Annotated in this window: 16 protein-coding genes; 8 read left to right on the forward strand and 8 right to left on the reverse strand. The window is 58.2% G+C overall.

The genetic code is table 11. The annotated features are described in order from the left end of the window. From KP708_RS11015 to KP708_RS11045, 7 genes are all read left to right on the forward strand, one after another. Nucleotides 1-1,248, forward strand: coding sequence for a hypothetical protein (locus KP708_RS11015; protein WP_215750750.1), 1,248 nt, complete (start codon nucleotides 1-3; stop codon nucleotides 1,246-1,248). After that, nucleotides 1,245-2,105 carry a hypothetical protein gene (locus KP708_RS11020; protein ID WP_215750751.1) on the forward strand — a complete coding sequence of 287 codons (861 nt, stop codon included), beginning with the start codon at nucleotides 1,245-1,247 and terminating at the stop codon, nucleotides 2,103-2,105. Before KP708_RS11015 ends, KP708_RS11020 begins: the two co-directional genes overlap by 4 nt. Further along, nucleotides 2,102-2,623, forward strand: coding sequence for a hypothetical protein (locus tag KP708_RS11025; protein ID WP_046901257.1), 522 nt, complete (start codon nucleotides 2,102-2,104; stop codon nucleotides 2,621-2,623). The genes KP708_RS11020 and KP708_RS11025 overlap by 4 nt, the downstream gene beginning before the upstream one ends. Then, nucleotides 2,623-3,714 carry a hypothetical protein gene (locus KP708_RS11030; RefSeq protein WP_211498456.1) on the forward strand — a complete coding sequence of 364 codons (1,092 nt, stop codon included), beginning with the start codon at nucleotides 2,623-2,625 and terminating at the stop codon, nucleotides 3,712-3,714. The genes KP708_RS11025 and KP708_RS11030 overlap by 1 nt, the downstream gene beginning before the upstream one ends. Beyond that, entirely contained in the window at nucleotides 3,684-5,150 is a 1,467-nt protein-coding gene (locus KP708_RS11035) for a hypothetical protein (protein WP_252347462.1), read from the forward strand. Before KP708_RS11030 ends, KP708_RS11035 begins: the two co-directional genes overlap by 31 nt. A 14-nt stretch (nucleotides 5,151-5,164) precedes the next feature. Next, nucleotides 5,165-5,632, forward strand: coding sequence for an NADH-quinone oxidoreductase subunit B family protein (locus KP708_RS11040; protein WP_215750799.1), 468 nt, complete (start codon nucleotides 5,165-5,167; stop codon nucleotides 5,630-5,632). 171 nt (nucleotides 5,633-5,803) lie between these two features. Next, entirely contained in the window at nucleotides 5,804-6,739 is a 936-nt protein-coding gene (locus tag KP708_RS11045; protein WP_215750752.1) for an ROK family protein, read from the forward strand. Between the two features lie 84 nt (nucleotides 6,740-6,823). Here KP708_RS11045 and KP708_RS11050 read toward each other — a convergent pair whose 3' ends face one another. The 3 genes from KP708_RS11050 to KP708_RS11060 all read right to left on the reverse strand — a co-directional run bounded on the left by KP708_RS11050 (nucleotide 6,824) and on the right by KP708_RS11060 (nucleotide 9,175). Continuing rightward, nucleotides 6,824-7,705: a phosphatidylcholine/phosphatidylserine synthase gene (locus KP708_RS11050; RefSeq protein WP_046901261.1), complete on the reverse strand. Its 882-nt coding sequence runs from the start codon at nucleotides 7,703-7,705 to the stop codon at nucleotides 6,824-6,826. A gap of 14 nt (nucleotides 7,706-7,719) precedes the next feature. Continuing rightward, on the reverse strand, nucleotides 7,720-8,397 hold the full coding sequence (locus KP708_RS11055; RefSeq protein WP_046901262.1) for a phosphatidylserine decarboxylase: 678 nt from the start codon (nucleotides 8,395-8,397) through the stop codon (nucleotides 7,720-7,722). Between the two features lie 61 nt (nucleotides 8,398-8,458). Further along, entirely contained in the window at nucleotides 8,459-9,175 is a 717-nt protein-coding gene (locus KP708_RS11060; RefSeq protein ID WP_215750753.1) for a methyltransferase domain-containing protein, read from the reverse strand. A gap of 40 nt (nucleotides 9,176-9,215) precedes the next feature. Here KP708_RS11060 and gloB point away from each other — a divergent pair, with 40 nt between their 5' ends. Beyond that, nucleotides 9,216-9,932, forward strand: a complete 717-nt coding sequence (gene gloB / locus KP708_RS11065; RefSeq protein ID WP_215750754.1) for a hydroxyacylglutathione hydrolase — start codon at nucleotides 9,216-9,218, stop codon at nucleotides 9,930-9,932. A 54-nt stretch (nucleotides 9,933-9,986) separates the two neighbouring features. Here the strand turns inward: gloB and KP708_RS11070 are convergent, their stop codons facing one another. The 5 genes from KP708_RS11070 to KP708_RS11090 form a co-directional block, all read right to left on the reverse strand. After that, entirely contained in the window at nucleotides 9,987-10,142 is a 156-nt protein-coding gene (locus KP708_RS11070; RefSeq protein WP_086633006.1) for a DUF2474 domain-containing protein, read from the reverse strand. A gap of 19 nt (nucleotides 10,143-10,161) precedes the next feature. After that, entirely contained in the window at nucleotides 10,162-11,187 is a 1,026-nt protein-coding gene (gene cydB, locus KP708_RS11075; protein WP_215750755.1) for a cytochrome d ubiquinol oxidase subunit II, read from the reverse strand. Nucleotides 11,188-11,193: 6 nt separating this feature from the next. Further along, nucleotides 11,194-12,618, reverse strand: coding sequence for a cytochrome ubiquinol oxidase subunit I (locus KP708_RS11080; RefSeq protein ID WP_046901266.1), 1,425 nt, complete (start codon nucleotides 12,616-12,618; stop codon nucleotides 11,194-11,196). A gap of 210 nt (nucleotides 12,619-12,828) precedes the next feature. Next, a complete protein-coding gene (locus KP708_RS11085; RefSeq protein ID WP_215750756.1) occupies nucleotides 12,829-13,905 on the reverse strand; it encodes a DUF2125 domain-containing protein in 1,077 nt (358 codons plus the stop codon). A 250-nt stretch (nucleotides 13,906-14,155) separates the two neighbouring features. Next, on the reverse strand, nucleotides 14,156-14,905 hold the full coding sequence (locus KP708_RS11090) for a 1-acyl-sn-glycerol-3-phosphate acyltransferase (protein ID WP_215750757.1): 750 nt from the start codon (nucleotides 14,903-14,905) through the stop codon (nucleotides 14,156-14,158). Nucleotides 14,906-14,934 lie beyond the last annotated feature (29 nt).

The following is a 14,934-nucleotide window of genomic DNA, read 5'->3' on the forward strand; positions in this document are numbered from 1 at the left end:
TTGACGTTTCCTGCTGCTCTTAAGACAGACCGGGAAAGCCGTGTTGGCGGGGGGCGCTTTGCACTCCCGGCAGCTCTTGCAGCTGTATTGTTGACGTCTGCCCCGGCTGTTGCTGTAGCGATTGGCGTGCTGATGACGCAGGAGCGCAAAGCGTGCCCGGTATGGTGGGCGCTGCCAGCTCTCATATGCTCGACGTTGATGCCAGACAGTACGTTGGCGCTTCTTTCTCTCTTTCCGGTGCTGTTCTGGTCCGCGCTCTTTACGCGTGAGGGTGCGCTGTTTCCGGCGTTATCGTCTGTTCTTGCCGTTGCGCTTGTCTGGCATGCGGGGGCCGTGGTCCCTATCGGCTGTACAGCGGGACTGGCGGCTCTTGTTTTGCTCGTTTTAGGGCGCAGTGTGTTCTGGGGAATTTCCCCTGGCGATCTGGCACTGGTCCGGCCTGCCATTCTGGCAACGCTTCTGATTGCAGCGCAGGATGAGGGCATGGGAACAGGCGCGCGGATTGCGCTTGAAAGCCTGTTGCTGGATCTGACCCTAATAACGCTGTCCGTTCCGGCGCTGAGACTGATGCCAGTCCTCGTGACGTTGCGTCTGCCGTTTCCACCCCTGCCGGGGTTTCTCGTGTTGTGGCTGGGAATTCACGCTGCGCTGGGGCTGGCTGCTGGTGTGCAGGGCTGGAGCGTGATTGGAGTGCTTGTGGCGCTTCTGATTGGCCTGATTTCACTGTTTGATGTGTTGACTGTGGGGCGTCGGCCCGACACGGGCGTTTTGCCTATCGGTCCCGCAGGTGCTGTTTGCGGGGTTATTTTGAGCGCTCTGTTGCTGCCGGTGGCAGTGTTTGGTGTGTTCAGTCCCGTGCTTCATCACGTCGAGGGAGAATGGGTCTGGCCGTTCTGGTCATTGGGTGGCGGAGACGGCGCGCACCTTAAGGTGCCAGCTGTGATGTTAATTCTCAGTGTGTTGTGGCTGTTCTTTGTAAAATCGTGGCGCACGGAGCGCGGTCTTGAAAAGGCGATCGCGAACTTACTGCTTCCGGGGACGCAGACTGGACGTTCGGAGACCGGACTCTTCGAAGAGCCTCCGGCTCTGCCCTGGATCATGCGTCGTTTGATTGTCGGTGGTCGGATCCGTCTTCAGGCACTGGCGGCGCTTAAGAGCGGTCAAATGCCAGATATGCGGCAGATGGCGGTCGGGCTTTGGCTTGTGCTGCTTGCGCTTGTTCTGGTGGTTCTGGGTCTGACGGCATGATGATGACCGGTTTGTGCGCTGTCGCTCAGACGCTGCTTCAGCTTTTAATTCTTCTGGCTCTGGCACCTGTCATGCGGTGGGCGCTAGCAGAGTTGCCTCGTTGGATAAATGGCGAAGCAATTTGCGGACCTCAACGTCAGATGCGCAGGGCAATCGGTTTCTGGGGCGTTGTCTTAAGGCAGCCTGTTGCACCGAGGCTGGCGCTCGTTCTGGCTATCGCGTTGTTGATCTTTGTTGTTCTGCCTGCGGTGACGACGGGCGGGGCATTTGTTTCTCTCGCCAATCCTTTGCTGATTGGCCTTTTGCTGCTGGCCGGTCGTCTCATGTTAGGCGTTCCACAGCAAAGGGAAGAATGGCGGCGGGTTCTCCCTGCCGTTCTGGTTCTCTGTCTGACGGAAGCCTTGATTGCGCTTGCTGCACCGGGTGCGGATGGTCTGGGGGGCTTATGTGCCATGTTGCACATTGAGCCAGCATCAGGGCTCGAAGGTGCGCTGGGCGCATGCGCATTGGCGTTGGCGATTTCCTGCCCGCCCCTGCGTGAAGACGATATGATCCAGCGTCTGGACGGCGAAAAAAGCCGTCAGGTTCGTGAGATGTCGCGGAATGTTGCGGAAGTTCTGAATGCGGCCTGGCTTCTGCTGCTGGCTGATCTCGCTCTGCCCATTACGGTTGGTCTGGGTGGAAGCGATGTGACGGGCTGGTTTGTAGGATTGGGTGGTCTGTTGGGTCGACTTGCTCTTGTGGTGGTCGTTCTTATTGGACTGAGGCTCACCGCACAGGAACGCAGTGAACGACTGACGGCGCTATTTGCCGGAGTGGCGCTTCTGCTCGCGCTCGCCGGGAGGTTTGCGACATGATTGTCGGATTTGGTGTGCTCCTGCTGCTGGCGCTTGCCGGGCTGGGGCGAGATGGACGAGGCCTGCCCCTTTACGGTTTGGTATGTGCTTTTGCGGGGGCGACAGTCTGTGGAGGGCTTCTGGCGCTGCTCACCTCGATCGCATTAATCGGTCTGAATATTGGTGCCTGGATATGGCTCAGGCGGTTCGCTGGTCATGTGCCAGATCGCGGTGCCGTGCTGCCTGTGGTCGGGGCGTTGCTTCTGCTGCTGGCACTTGGCCTCTCAGGTGCGAGTCTTGGGTTGGCGCCTGTGTTGGGAGCGGGAGCTGTTTTGGTGGGCCTTTGTGGCGCTGCTTTCGGCCCAGCCCTTGTGCAGTTTACAGGGCTGCTGATGGCTGCTGACGGACTGATTGTCATGGCGTGTGTTCTTCAGTCCTGGCCGTTCTTTGCTGCGGCTGTAGCGCTATGGGGTGTTCTGGGCGCACTGGGGATGACGCTGTTGCCGCGCCTTGCCTGGCGGCGGGTGGAGGAAAACTGATGCATCCGCTTGCTCCTGTTGGAACGCTGTTTGCCGTGACAGTCTGGCCGCTTCTGGCCGCTTTTCTGCTACTCATGACGCCGCCAGGCCGACAGGCTGTCAGCAGTCGCACGTTTGCGATTGCTGGTGCTCTCATGACCCCCGTTGCCGTTTGGCTGATGCCGGGTGCGGATGCGCTCGCGGCCGCGTGCTCCTGCGTGGTTGCAGTCATGCCGCTTCTTTTGCCGCCTGCGGGAGACCGGGTTGGACGCATTTTGCCATTTCTGGTGACCGGATGCGCTCTGATGGCACTGAATGTTCATTCAGCTTTTGCCGTCACGGTGCTGTGCGGGGCAGGAACGGTTCTCTGGGCTTGGCGCGAGGGCCGGGGCGCGCAGAAGGCTGCCATTGTCTGGGATATGGCGAGGTCACGTCTCGGTGGAGTTATTCTGGGAGTGCTTGGGGCATCCCTGCTGTCGATGGATCAGTCTCCTCTGGGGCCAGTTCTGCTGACAGTCGGGTTGTGCATGATGGCCGGTCTGGGGCCGTCTCCCGTTCCGGAACCTGATGCAGTGCTGCTTGATACGGGTCTGAGGTTTGCGGCCATTTTGCTGATGTTGCGACTGGACGGGCACCCGCTCGTTCATATTCTGGTGCTGGTCGCAGGGTTTGGGACACTGATCATGCGTATGGCAGGCCAGTCCCGAGGGCGCGGTGTCTTCTTGCCCATTCTGTCCTCGCTGGGTGCGATTGCCGCGGCGGTTGGTGAAGGAAGTGCAATTGTCCTTCTTTTAGTGGCGTCTGTTGGGTTGGCTGTTCTGGAGCGTCAGAATGATGGGCGTCGATACGAGATGGTTGCTGCTGGCGTAGCACCATGGCCGGTCTTTTGCGCTTTGTTGGCGATCGGTCGTTCTCTTGAGCCGTTGCTTCTCGTGCTGATGATCGTTTGTCTTCTTCCCGGGTTGAGGCAGGTTCGTCTGGCCGGGCTGATGCCGTCCGGTCTCTCTCTCAAGGGCGGCATTGTTCCGGCTGTTGAGGCCGTTCTTCTGCTTGTCGGTCTTTGCGGGCCGTTGCTTCTGGCATGGCATCCAGCGCCTGGGTGGCGGCCATGATGAGCATGGAACGCATCATCCGGAGTGGTGAGCGGGTTGCACTGGCGCATTACCATCTTGATCCCGAGCAATGGGAAGCGATGCTGACTGCCCCCGGCAGAGCTTTGTCACTACTGTCCTGCTGGGCGGATGAGCAGCGTGTTTACGTGCTGTTGCTGGACGGCGATTGCCCGCTGATGGCCAGTACGCCGGTGGAAGATCGTCGCTATCTGGCGCCATCTTCACGTTTCCCTGCGGCGGAGTGGGGGGAGCGTGTGGCCTATGACCTGTGGGGTGTTGAGGCCATGAGTGCCTGCGGAGATGGTCGTCCTGCCCTTGATGATGGTTTCTGGGAAACGACATGGCCGCTTTCCTCACGGCCGGGGCCTGGAGGGCAGGCTATGCCCTTGCCTGCGGGCCGTAGCCGCCTGCGCGCGGAAACAACAGGATTGAGCGGTCCGCTCGAACTCTCTTTCGATGTTGTGCGCGGCGCAGTGCAAGGGCTGTCCGTCGATGCTGGGCTGGCTCATCGCGGTGTGTTGCAACGCATGGTTGGATTGTCGCCTGAAGAAGCACTCCCGCTGGTCTCCCGCATGACGGCTGGGGGTTTTGTTGCCCATCCAATGGCTTTTTCCCGGGCTCTTGCCCAAGCGCGTGGGTTGCAGCCGGGTCCAGGCACGCGGGATGCCTGGATGATCCTTCTCGAAATCGAGCGAGTTTCCGTTCACCTCTTCGATATGGCGAGAACAGCGCGTGCCGTGGATGCAGGTCTGCTGGCAACACACTGCGAGCATGCGCGGGAGGCCATTGCCGCCGCTTGTGCAGAGCAGGGCGTACCGCGCCGACTGACGGACGTAATTACGTGTGAGGGTGTGCGGTCTGGTCTGGAAATCGTTCCGCTGGCTCAAGCTGTTCTGGAGGTCATGTATTCCCGCATGGCGCAACTGCGCGAACTGCAATCCGTATTTGCACCCCGTTTGAAGGGACTGGCTGTTTTGGCGCCCGCGCAGGCACGTGAATTCGCCGTGGGGGGGCTGGTTGGTCGGGCTTCAGGTCGAAGTCTGGATGTACGTCGCAGGGAAGTTGGTATGCGGCTGGATGCGTTGCGAGCAACGGGCTCAAGCGATGGCGATGCGGCAGCCCGCGATGCGTTGCGTTTGACGGAAATCCGGGATTCTCTGGCTTTAATCAAGCGGATTCTGGGGAGCATCGGCATGGATGATGACGAGCCTGCACCTGAAGCCACGCAGGAAGGCATCGGCGCCGCTGAAGGGGCGAGAGGTGATGTCTGGTATTGGGTCCGCCTGAAGAATGGGAAAATTGAGTCTGTCCATGCCCGAGACCCGGCTGTCTCTTTGCTACCCGTTCTGCATCGTGTGTTGCAGGGAGAGGTTCCAGAGCGTTTGAGCGCCGGGCTGAAGTCTCTGGCTCTGGCCCCGTCTGGAGTGGCGATGTGACAGCGTTTCAGACTATGGGCCCACTCAGTGTGCTGCATGCGTTCCTGAATGTCTCGCGTTGGAGAGTATCTGCGGACAAAGGCACGTCTGCCCGTCCCGATACGATCAATTTGTACGTATTGGAGACCGGAGGATGTGAAGGCTGCGCCATGGAAGTGGAGAGTTTATGCGGCAGTGCTTTCGCTCTTGAGCAATATGGCTTCGCACGCGTTACCGATCCGGCAGATGCCGACTGGCTGTTGGTTACGGGTCCGATGGGTAGGGCCTGTGTTCAGATGCTTGAGCGGGTCTGGAACGCGATGCCGGCTGGAAAAAGTCTGGTGGCTGTAGGCGCCTGCGCTGTTGATGGCGGGATGTTCGGGCCGAATTATGCCACTTTGGGAGGCTTGAAGGCACTCACGCCGGTCCGCCGGGCTATTCCAGGATGTCCTCCGTCTCCCCAGGACATTCTTCTGGGTCTTCAGCGTCTCGCTGAGGGATGAATGGGGGAGTTTGACCAGCACTCGATCGTACAAAAACAGAAACATTGATTTTTTGTGATCGGATGACTTGCCGACAGAGGCTTTCACGTTCAATCAGACGAGCGCATACAGTGCGTTAATCTGTTTTCAGGCTCTCTTTTCAGACGGCCGCCAAACAACACAGGGCATGAGATGGCTGACTATCGCCTTGGTATTGATCTCGGTGGAACCAAGATCGAGATCGCAGTTCTTAATCGTCAGGGCGATCTTGTCCTGCGTGAGCGAATTCCTAATCCAGGTGTTTATCCGGAAGCGGTTCTTGCGATCCGTGATCTCGTGACGAGCGTGGACCACCGTCTGGGGGCTGTTCCTAGCCACCGTGTGTCTGCCGGTCAAAGCACGTCCACGCTGGGTATTGGCATTCCAGGATCGATTTCTCCAGAGACCGGTTTGATCAAGAATGCCAATGCGACCTGGCTGAACGATCAGCCTTTTGGCATGGATCTGGAATCGGCTCTGTCCCGTCCTGTCCGCACAGAGAACGACGCGAACTGCTTTGCGCTGTCTGAGGCCGCCGATGGTGCTGCCAAGGGCGCACAGACCGTTTTCGGCATTATTGTCGGAACGGGCATGGGTGCCGGCATTGTTAATAACGGCCGCGTGATTGAGGGCCGTCATCATATTGCGGGTGAGTGGGGGCATCTGCCGCTTCCCTGGCCGCTCCCTGAAGATGGTGAGCCGCGTCCTTGCTTCTGCGGAAACAAGGGGTGCATGGAGCGCTATCTTTCCGGTCCGGCTCTCGCTGCTGACTGGAAGGGCCCAGGTAACCGCAATACGGCTGGCATCGAAGATGCTGCTGCAAACGGCGATCAGGCTGCCATCCGCGCACTGAACCTCTACATGGAGCGCTTTGCGCGCGCCTGCTCCCTCGCGATCAACTTCCTTGACCCGGACGTGATCGTTCTCGGAGGCGGGATTTCCAATCTGGCGTCTCTGTATGAGCGTGTTCCGCCGCTCCTGAGCAAGCACGTCATTACGCCGGTCTGCACAACGCCAATCGTCAAGAACCTGCATGGTGACAGCTCCGGCGTCCGCGGTGCCGCATGGCTTTGGGATGTCACCGAATAAGTATTTTCCGAATGGCTGGAAGGCTACTTCCAGCCATGTGGAGACACAAAAAAAGCCGCCGGTTATTCCGGCGGCTTTTTTTGTTCAGATTGCTTCTTCTTCAACGGTCTCGGACATGTCTTCAGCGGCCCGTTTCAGCCGGTGATAAGACCGGCGGGAAAAGGGCAGTATTGCGACATAGAAAAGTCCGGCGGCGGCTAGTGCGCCCCACGGGTCTGCAACGAGAACGGCCGCATAGAGGCCCGTTCCCAGCATAAGCGGCAGAACATAGCGGGCCGGAACCTTGAAATTCTTGAAAGACCAGACCGGCAGCGTCGAGACCAGCAGCAGACCTGTCAGGATCAGGCAGACTGCCGAGACGATGGGTGCACGGGCGAAAGCTGCGAGGCCTTCGGCATGCATCCTGTCTGCCTCAAGGCCCAGGAATACGGGGAATAGAACGATACCTGCGCCAGCAGGGGCTGGTACGCCGGTAAAGAAGTTGGCGGAGTAATCCGGCTTGTCATCGTCATCCAGGCTTGCGTTAAAGCGTGCCAGACGAAGGGCCATGCAGACCGTGAACATGATGCAGGGGACAAAGGCATAGCGCCCGGCATCTTCAAGGCACCAGATCAGCAGCACGAATGACGGTGCGACACCGAAGCATACGAAATCTGACAGGCTGTCAAATTCGGCGCCAAAACGCGTTGTGCCGCGCAGAAGGCGGGCAATCCGGCCGTCCAGTCCATCAATGCAGGCGGCGATCAGGAGGGCGACCGCTGCGTGTGCAAACTGGTGTTCCAGCGCAAAGCGCATCCCGCTCAACCCGGCACACAGGCCGAGCATGGTCAGGATGTTGGGAATCAGCCGGTTAAAGGACGGTCCTCGCACGCGTGTGCGGGGGGTGCGTCCCATGCGGCGCAGTCGGCGACGAATGCGGCGGCGTCTGGCAGGACGGTTGGGTTCAGCCGTCTCGGGAATGGTCATTGGCGCGTTCTGGCTCAGAGCTTCGCCAGGACGGTTTCGCCCCCGATCATGGTTTGGCCTTCAACAACGATCGGCTCAACACCTGGCGGCAGATACACGTCTGTGCGGGAGCCAAAACGGATCAGACCAAAGCGTTCGCCAGCTTCCAGATGCTCGCCTTCTTCAACGAAGCAGAGGATACGGCGCGCAATCAGGCCTGCGATCTGCACGACGCCGATATTGCGGCCGTCCGCAAGCGTCAGGCGGATTTCGTTGCGCTCGTTGTGCTCTGATGCCTTGTCGAGGCTCGCGTTCAGGAACTTGCCTGCATGATAGGCAATTTTCGTGACCTGACCGGCTGCAGGCATCCGGTTGATGTGCACGTCCAGTACGGACAGGAACGTCGAGACGCGCCAGACCGGAGTTGTGCCCATTTCAAGCGCTGCCGGTGGAGCAACGAGGGAGACTGACGTTACGCGGCCATCTGCAGACGCCAGTACGAGATCTGATCCCGGTGGCGGTGTGCGCTTCGGGTCCCGGAAGAAGTACAGGCAGAAGGCAGAAAATGCGATGCCAGCCTTTCCGATGAGACGCGTGAACCGCCAGGGTGTCAGGCGGCCGATAATGCCAACGAAGGCACCAGCAGCGAGGAAGGGAGTCGCAGCGCGATGCGGCGGCGACAGGACAAGTTTGAGGGACTGGATCAACGACATGGAACGCACTCTTACGGCACAGGAAGCTAGGGTCAAGAATTCGCCACAAAGAAGGCGTTTTTCAGGCAGGTTCTGCAATCTGTCTGGGGACGGTCACACGCGCTTTTTCGTCCATCAGGGGAAGGCCTGCATAGACGTTCTTGCGAGCCACCACGATATGAACGCCCGCGCAGGGGTAGCGGATCATTTTTCCAACGCGTTCTGGAAGTGTGCCTGAAAGGCGCGACAGCAGAGCAGGGGGCGTCATGAGGGCGCCAGTATGGTGTTCGATTTGGAACAGTCCCTGCTCCAGCAGCCGCGTCAGCTGTCTGGTGCTGAAGGGGGCGCCGTGACCAAAGGGTGTTGCATCCGTATGGGCCCAGTAGCCGGAGCGGTTTGGTACGACGAGAATCAGGTAGCCGTCATCCGTCATGACTTTCCAGGCGGCGCGGAGAAAGTCTGCTGCTGACCGGGCAAACTCTAGTCCATGAACGACGAGCACCGTATCCATCGACAGGTCATCGAAAGGCAGGCGCCCGCTCTCAATCAGGCAGTCCTGAACGATGTGGTGAAATGGGCGCTGGGTCTGGGGATGCTGCAAACGCGCAGAAACTGCGCACCCGGCTGTGGCAGGAAGATAGGGGCCGGGGTACCCTATCCCGAGCAGCCGACGCGCCCGGAGGTCTGGCAGGAGGCTGTTCAATCTTTGGTTGATGAGACTGGCTGTGCGTTGGCCTGCCCAGCTTTGATAGAAAGCGGCAGCATCTTCGGAACGGGTGCGTGTCAGGCGCGTCAGCATGGAAGTATCTAACCAGCAAGCTCAGTTCAGGGGAACTGTCATGTCACTTGATATTCAGTCCATTCCGGTTTTGTCAGACAATTATGTCTGGCTTTTGAAAGCTGAAGACGGGACGCGGGCTGTCGTGGACCCAGGCGAAGCTGGCCCAGTCATGGACGTGTTAGGGGAAGGGCATCTCGATCTGATTCTTCTGACGCATCACCACGCGGATCACACGGGAGGGGTGGAAGCCCTTCGCGAACGATATGGCGCGAAAGTGTTCGGCCCATCCCAAAAGCAGGAATGGCTCCCCAAGCTGGATCGTGGCCTTGAAGATGGTGACAGCTTTTATATCGGATCCACCAAAGTGGATGTTCTTCTAACGCCGGGACACGCTGTCGGGCATCTTTCCTATATTGTGCCTGAAGTGCCTGCGTTGTTCTGTGGTGATGTGCTGTTCAGTGTCGGATGTGGGCGCCTGCTGGAGGGGACAGCAGAGGAGCTGTATCGGAGTCTCCATCGTTATGATGCACTGCCTGATAACACGCTGGTTTGTGCCGGACATGAGTACACCCGCTCGAACATCGCTTTTGCATTACATGTCGATCCAGACAATCAGGCTCTGAAAGCGCGGGCAGCGGAAGTGGAAACGCTTTTGGAAGCGGGGAGACCGACATTGCCAGTCTCTCTGGGAGCGGAGCGGGCCACGAATCCATTTCTGCGAGCGTCCGATGTGGCGCAGTTTGCGGACTTGCGTCGGCAGAAAGATACCTTCTGAGGGCATGAAAAACCCCGCCTTTCAGGGGCGGGGTTTTTCTTTGGGAGGCCTCGGTTAGTGATGGCCGCCGAAGATGATCCTCTTGAGGAGTTCAGCTCCCACGCCAACGACGAGGACACCGCTGAGCCAGAAGAGTACGAACCATCCCACCCGTTTCATCCAGGCGACGGTGCCGGTTTTCTGGTTGGGCTTTCCGTACTCGATTCTCATGGCGCGAACTCCCTGAAGGTCAGTGGTAGTGATGCTCGTTCGTCACTTTTCCACGGAACACGTAGTAGGAATAAATCGTGTAGCCGAGGATGACTGGCAGCAGGAACATCGCACCGAACAGGACGAAAGCCTGACTGCTTGGTGGCGAAGAGGCCTGCCAGATCGTGATGGTCGGCGGCACGATATACGGCCACACGTTGATCCCGAGACCGGAGAAGCACAGGAAGAACAGACCCAGTGTCGAGATGAACGGCAGCAGGTGAGACTTGCGGTTGCGCAGGCCCAGGAACAGCGCGCCAGCGACAGCTACGACAGCGACCGGAACCGGCAGGACCAGAGCAAGCTGTGGCCATTCCAGCCAATGCTGCATGTAGGTCGTGTGAAGCTGTGGCGTCCAGACGGATACAGCGACGATCGTCAGCAGCATCAGGCCGGCAAGGCCGTAGGAAATACGACGCATCGTATCCTGCAGTTCGCCTTCACAGCGCCAGATGAGCCACGTGGAGCCCAGAAGCGCATAGCCGATTGTGACGGCTGCACCACAGAACAGTGCAAACGGCGTCAGCCAGTCCAGCGAGGTTCCGACGAACACGTTGTTCTGGACAGGAATGCCCTGCACCAGCGTCCCGAGGATCACACCCTGCATGAATGCTGCAACGATGGAGCCACCGCAGAAGGAGGCATCCCAGAACAACTGTGAGCCGGGAGACTTCATCTTGAAGCGGAACTCGAAGGAGACACCGCGTAGGATAAGAGCCAGCAGCATGAACAGGATCGGCAGGTACAGCGCGGGAAGGATCGTGCCGTAAGCAACCGGGAAGACGCCGTAGAGGGCGGCGCCGCCGAAGATCATCCAGGTTTCGTTGCCGTCCCAGACAGGGGCGACCGTGTTGACCATGACGTTGCGGTGATCGTGATCCCGTTCCTTGAGGAACAGGACGCCGATGCCCAGGTCAAAGCCGTCAAGAATGACGTAGAGGAAGATGGCTGAGGCCGCGAGAACGGCCCAGACCACGGGAAGCCAGAAAGCGGCGGATTCGGTCATGATCGCTTACTCCGCCAGACCAGCATTGTGGGGGTGATGTGAGACCTGCGTGGTACCAGCGGACATCTGCGGCTCGTGCTCGGACGGACCTTCCTCACCAGAGTGAGGCTCTTCTGCGAAGCTGCGCAGGAGAATGGTGATGCCACCTGCGAATACCACAAAGTACACAATCACGAAGGCAACCATCGACGTCGCCATGCTTGGTAGAGCGATCTGGGAGACACTGTCGGAGGTCTTCAGGAGGCCATAGACCGTGTACGGCTGACGGCCGACCTCAGTCGTGATCCAGCCACACAGCAGAGCAATGAAGCCTGCCGGGGACATCCACAGAGCAACACGATGGAGCATGGCGTTGCTGTAGAGGCTGCCCTTCCAGCGCAGGAAGAGAGACCACAGACCAACCAGAACCATGAGCGAGCCAAGCGCGATCATGATGCGGAAGGAAAAGAACAGCAGCGGCGAATACGGGCGCAGATCCTTCGGGTAGTCCTTGAGGCCCGGCACTTTGCCATCGAGGCTGTGCGTCAGGATCAGGGAGCCCAGGAGCGGAATCTGGACCTTATAGTGCGTCGTCTCGTTTTCCATGTCCGGAATACCGAACAGGATTTCCGGCGCGCGGCCTTCAGAGTCCCAGTCGCCTTCCATCGCGGCGATTTTGGCAGGCTGGTATTCCAGCGTGTTCAGACCCTGCGTGTCACCCGCCAGAAACTGGACCGGAGCCACGATCGCGGCCATCCACATGGCCATGGAGAACATCAGGCGGACCTGTTCGGACGCCTGACGGCCTTCACGACGTGCCTTCAGCAGATGCCAGCCAGCGACGCCAGCCACGATGAACGCGACGGACAGGAACGCTGCCAGTCCCATGTGCACGAGGCGGAATGGGAAGGACGGGTTGAAGATGATCTGCCACCAGTTGCCTGGCAGGAAGCGACCTGTCGCTTCATCGATGATGTAGCCCTGCGGCGTCTGCATCCAGGAATTGGAGGCAAGAATCCACGTCATGGAGATCAGCGTGCCGATCGAGACCATGCAGGTGGCGCCGAAATGCAGACCTTTGCCTACGCGGTTGAGGCCAAACATCATGACGCCGAGGAAGCCGGCTTCGAGGAAGAAGGCCGTCATCACTTCGTAGGCCAGCATTGGGCCGAGGATGGGGCCAGCCTTCTGCGAGAACTGGGACCAGTTGGTGCCGAATTCGTAGGACATGACCAGACCGGAAACCACGCCCATCGCGAATACGACGGAGAAGATTTTCAGCCAGTATTTGAAGAGATCCAGATAGGCGCTGCGTCCCGTCTTGAGCCAGAGGCCTTCAAGAACGGCGAGATAGGCAGCAAGCCCGATCGAGAATGCCGGGAATACGATGTGAAACCCGACTGTAAACGCGAACTGAAATCGCGCGAGAAATAAAGCCGACAGGCCAAACATTGCGATGGTGCCTTCTGCTTGGGAGGCGGACCGCAGAACCGGTCCGCATGGACCCGTCAGCTACGCTCGCACCCTAGAAGTCAGGAATGAGCTGAGATCATGCGCACCGCACTGCACACATGACCCGGATCTGAATCTTGAAAGCCGCAGCACGGGAAAAGTTTTCTTTCCGCGCCATGGTTTTGACAAAAATCAAAACATTCCCTGCGTCTACTCGCGCAAATGTGACGCGTCAATTTTTTGTGTGGAGATTGTTTGCAAAAGTTGTTCGAGAGCAGGTGCAGCATGACCGTTCACGACGGAAACTTCTGCGACAACAGGATGACTTTCTGCCAGTCCGGATGAGGGTGTTGTGTGCAGAATGCGCTCAAGGAAGACGCGCGTGTCTGGAGCGAGCGAGGACTGAAGGCGCGGAATATTCAGGATTTTTTCGGCGGCATCATGCCAGTTCAGAAGCGTCAGGGTGAGGTGGCCGTTGAGCGCTGGGTATGTCAGTTCACCGGAAAAGGAAAGATGTGCAGAAGTCGCTTCCGACCCCATCGAAAATGATGCTGTCTGCACAAGTAGGCGCTCATAGCCTTCAGGACTAAAAAGCGGGCTTTCAGGATGTGTGCTGGACGTCGTGAGAGCTATCACGAGATGAGCGTTGTGCAATGGATACTTGGCAGCATTCAAAAATGATGTGCTGAGAGTGGAAGACAACAGATCCAGTCCGAGGCGTGTGGCTCCTGCTGGAGCCTGAGGTTGGATAAGGATGCGTCCAGAAAGGCGGGACAGCGCGACTGTCTGATCCACAAGGTCCATTGCGACGGCGACTTGGGCAGAAGCAGCATGGAACATCACGGTTCCGTCCTCTGAGATGTTCAGTCTCAAAGCTTCTGTGAGAATGGTCGCTCTGGCCGAAGAAGTGATAATGCGCGCAGCCTGACGACCAGGAAGGGAGACGGTGAGGCCGTTTCTGAGGAACTCCGTCCATGGTCCGCCAAGCCTGAAACTCTCACCTGCCCAACCCGCTTCGAATGGTTGGGCAGGAAAATTTTTATGGCTGAGCTGGGGTGTCTGGATGTCGATCCATGCTCCGAAAGGCCAGCCTCCACGACGAACTTCTCCAGTCTCTACAGACCATCCCGTAGCTTTCAGGTTCGCGACTTCGTTTTCAATTTGTGCCTGCATTCTGGTGGTGACGTGATGCCACAGGGCGGTATCTGCAGCTGCCACAACTGTAATGAAACAGAAGATGACAAGCGTGATTTTCAGGTAACGGGCAGTATTGGAAACTGGGTTCACTGGGCCTGTCTTTGTGTAACTGGATAAAGAAGCTGGTTCGATGGACGGTATTTTATCCCCAAAACAGCATTCCGCGTGCAGTCATTGTTTGACAGCCGAGTCTATGGAAGGCGATCTGGGCACATTGAAGTCAGGGAATAGCTGAAAACCGCAGAAAAACAGGGTTTTTTAGCTACGTATGGAAACCGTCGGGTTTCTTGAAATTCGCCCGAAGCCTCTGGCCTCAAAACTCCTTCTGTTCCGGCGGCTGTTAAACCCTCCGAAGCTCCACAGAGTTATCCACAGTATTGCGCGGTAATTCATGGGTTGCGCACAGTTCATCCCATGCTTCGTTCAGCGCGGTCGTGAAGCCGTTGCGTCCCTCTGTGGAGGGGAGTGGCGCACCGATGACGACCTTCAAAACACCAGGTTTTTTCCGCCAGGGAGATCGGTCCCAGAAGAGGCCGGAATTGGTGGCGACCGGCACGACTGGAACATTAGCCTGTCGGGCTAATGCAATAATGCCCGGTTGGATGGGGTGGCGCTCTCCGGGGAGGGTGCGTGTGCCTTCAGGAAAGATAATAATCTGTCGGTCAGATGCGTGAGCGCGTGCGCTGTCTTTCATCATGGTCCGCAGGGCTTTAGATCCAGCGCTTCGTTCCACAGGGATCATGCCGCTCAGAACAAGCATGGGGCCGACGAGGGGTATTTTAGTCAGTTCCGCCTTGATGATGTAGGTCGGGAGGGGAACCAGATTCATCCACACGAAGCCATCGAAGAAAGACTGATGCTGGGATGCAATGAGGCTTGGGCCTGCAGGAATATTATCCCGACCATGAACTTCGATTTTCACGGAGCAAAGCTGTGCAAATCCGAACAGCACCGCTCTGGACCAGAGTTTGGCGTAAGAGAGTGCCAGATCCTGTCGCTTCATGAGGCGGATCGGGATTGCACCGAGGCCCATGATGACTGTGAGGACCAGGAAATAAAGATTGAACAGCAGGCCGCGAAGAATGCTCATAATTTTGTCTGCTCACCAGAAAAGCTGCA

The organism is Gluconobacter sp. P5H9_a (assembly GCF_018812085.1).
Taxonomy (GTDB): Bacteria; Pseudomonadota; Alphaproteobacteria; order Acetobacterales; family Acetobacteraceae; genus Gluconobacter.

Bases quoted from the DNA above. Each gene is read 5' to 3' on its own strand.
- cydB (WP_215750755.1), bottom strand. From the start codon at position 11,187: ATGACCGAATCCGCCGCTTTCTGGCTTCCCGTGGTCTGGGCCGTTCTC.
- KP708_RS11020 (WP_215750751.1), top strand. From the start codon at position 1,245: ATGATGATGACCGGTTTGTGCGCTGTCGCTCAGACGCTGCTTCAGCTT.
- KP708_RS11060 (WP_215750753.1), bottom strand. From the start codon at position 9,175: ATGCTGACGCGCCTGACACGCACCCGTTCCGAAGATGCTGCCGCTTTC.
- KP708_RS11045 (WP_215750752.1), top strand. From the start codon at position 5,804: ATGGCTGACTATCGCCTTGGTATTGATCTCGGTGGAACCAAGATCGAG.
- KP708_RS11055 (WP_046901262.1), bottom strand. From the start codon at position 8,397: ATGTCGTTGATCCAGTCCCTCAAACTTGTCCTGTCGCCGCCGCATCGC.
- KP708_RS11090 (WP_215750757.1), bottom strand. From the start codon at position 14,905: ATGAGCATTCTTCGCGGCCTGCTGTTCAATCTTTATTTCCTGGTCCTC.
- KP708_RS11050 (WP_046901261.1), bottom strand. From the start codon at position 7,705: ATGACCATTCCCGAGACGGCTGAACCCAACCGTCCTGCCAGACGCCGC.
- KP708_RS11030 (WP_211498456.1), top strand. From the start codon at position 2,623: ATGCATCCGCTTGCTCCTGTTGGAACGCTGTTTGCCGTGACAGTCTGG.
- KP708_RS11070 (WP_086633006.1), bottom strand. From the start codon at position 10,142: ATGAGAATCGAGTACGGAAAGCCCAACCAGAAAACCGGCACCGTCGCC.
- KP708_RS11040 (WP_215750799.1), top strand. From the start codon at position 5,165: ATGGGCCCACTCAGTGTGCTGCATGCGTTCCTGAATGTCTCGCGTTGG.
- KP708_RS11080 (WP_046901266.1), bottom strand. From the start codon at position 12,618: ATGTTTGGCCTGTCGGCTTTATTTCTCGCGCGATTTCAGTTCGCGTTT.
- KP708_RS11035 (WP_252347462.1), top strand. From the start codon at position 3,684: ATGGCATCCAGCGCCTGGGTGGCGGCCATGATGAGCATGGAACGCATC.
- gloB (WP_215750754.1), top strand. From the start codon at position 9,216: ATGTCACTTGATATTCAGTCCATTCCGGTTTTGTCAGACAATTATGTC.
- KP708_RS11025 (WP_046901257.1), top strand. From the start codon at position 2,102: ATGATTGTCGGATTTGGTGTGCTCCTGCTGCTGGCGCTTGCCGGGCTG.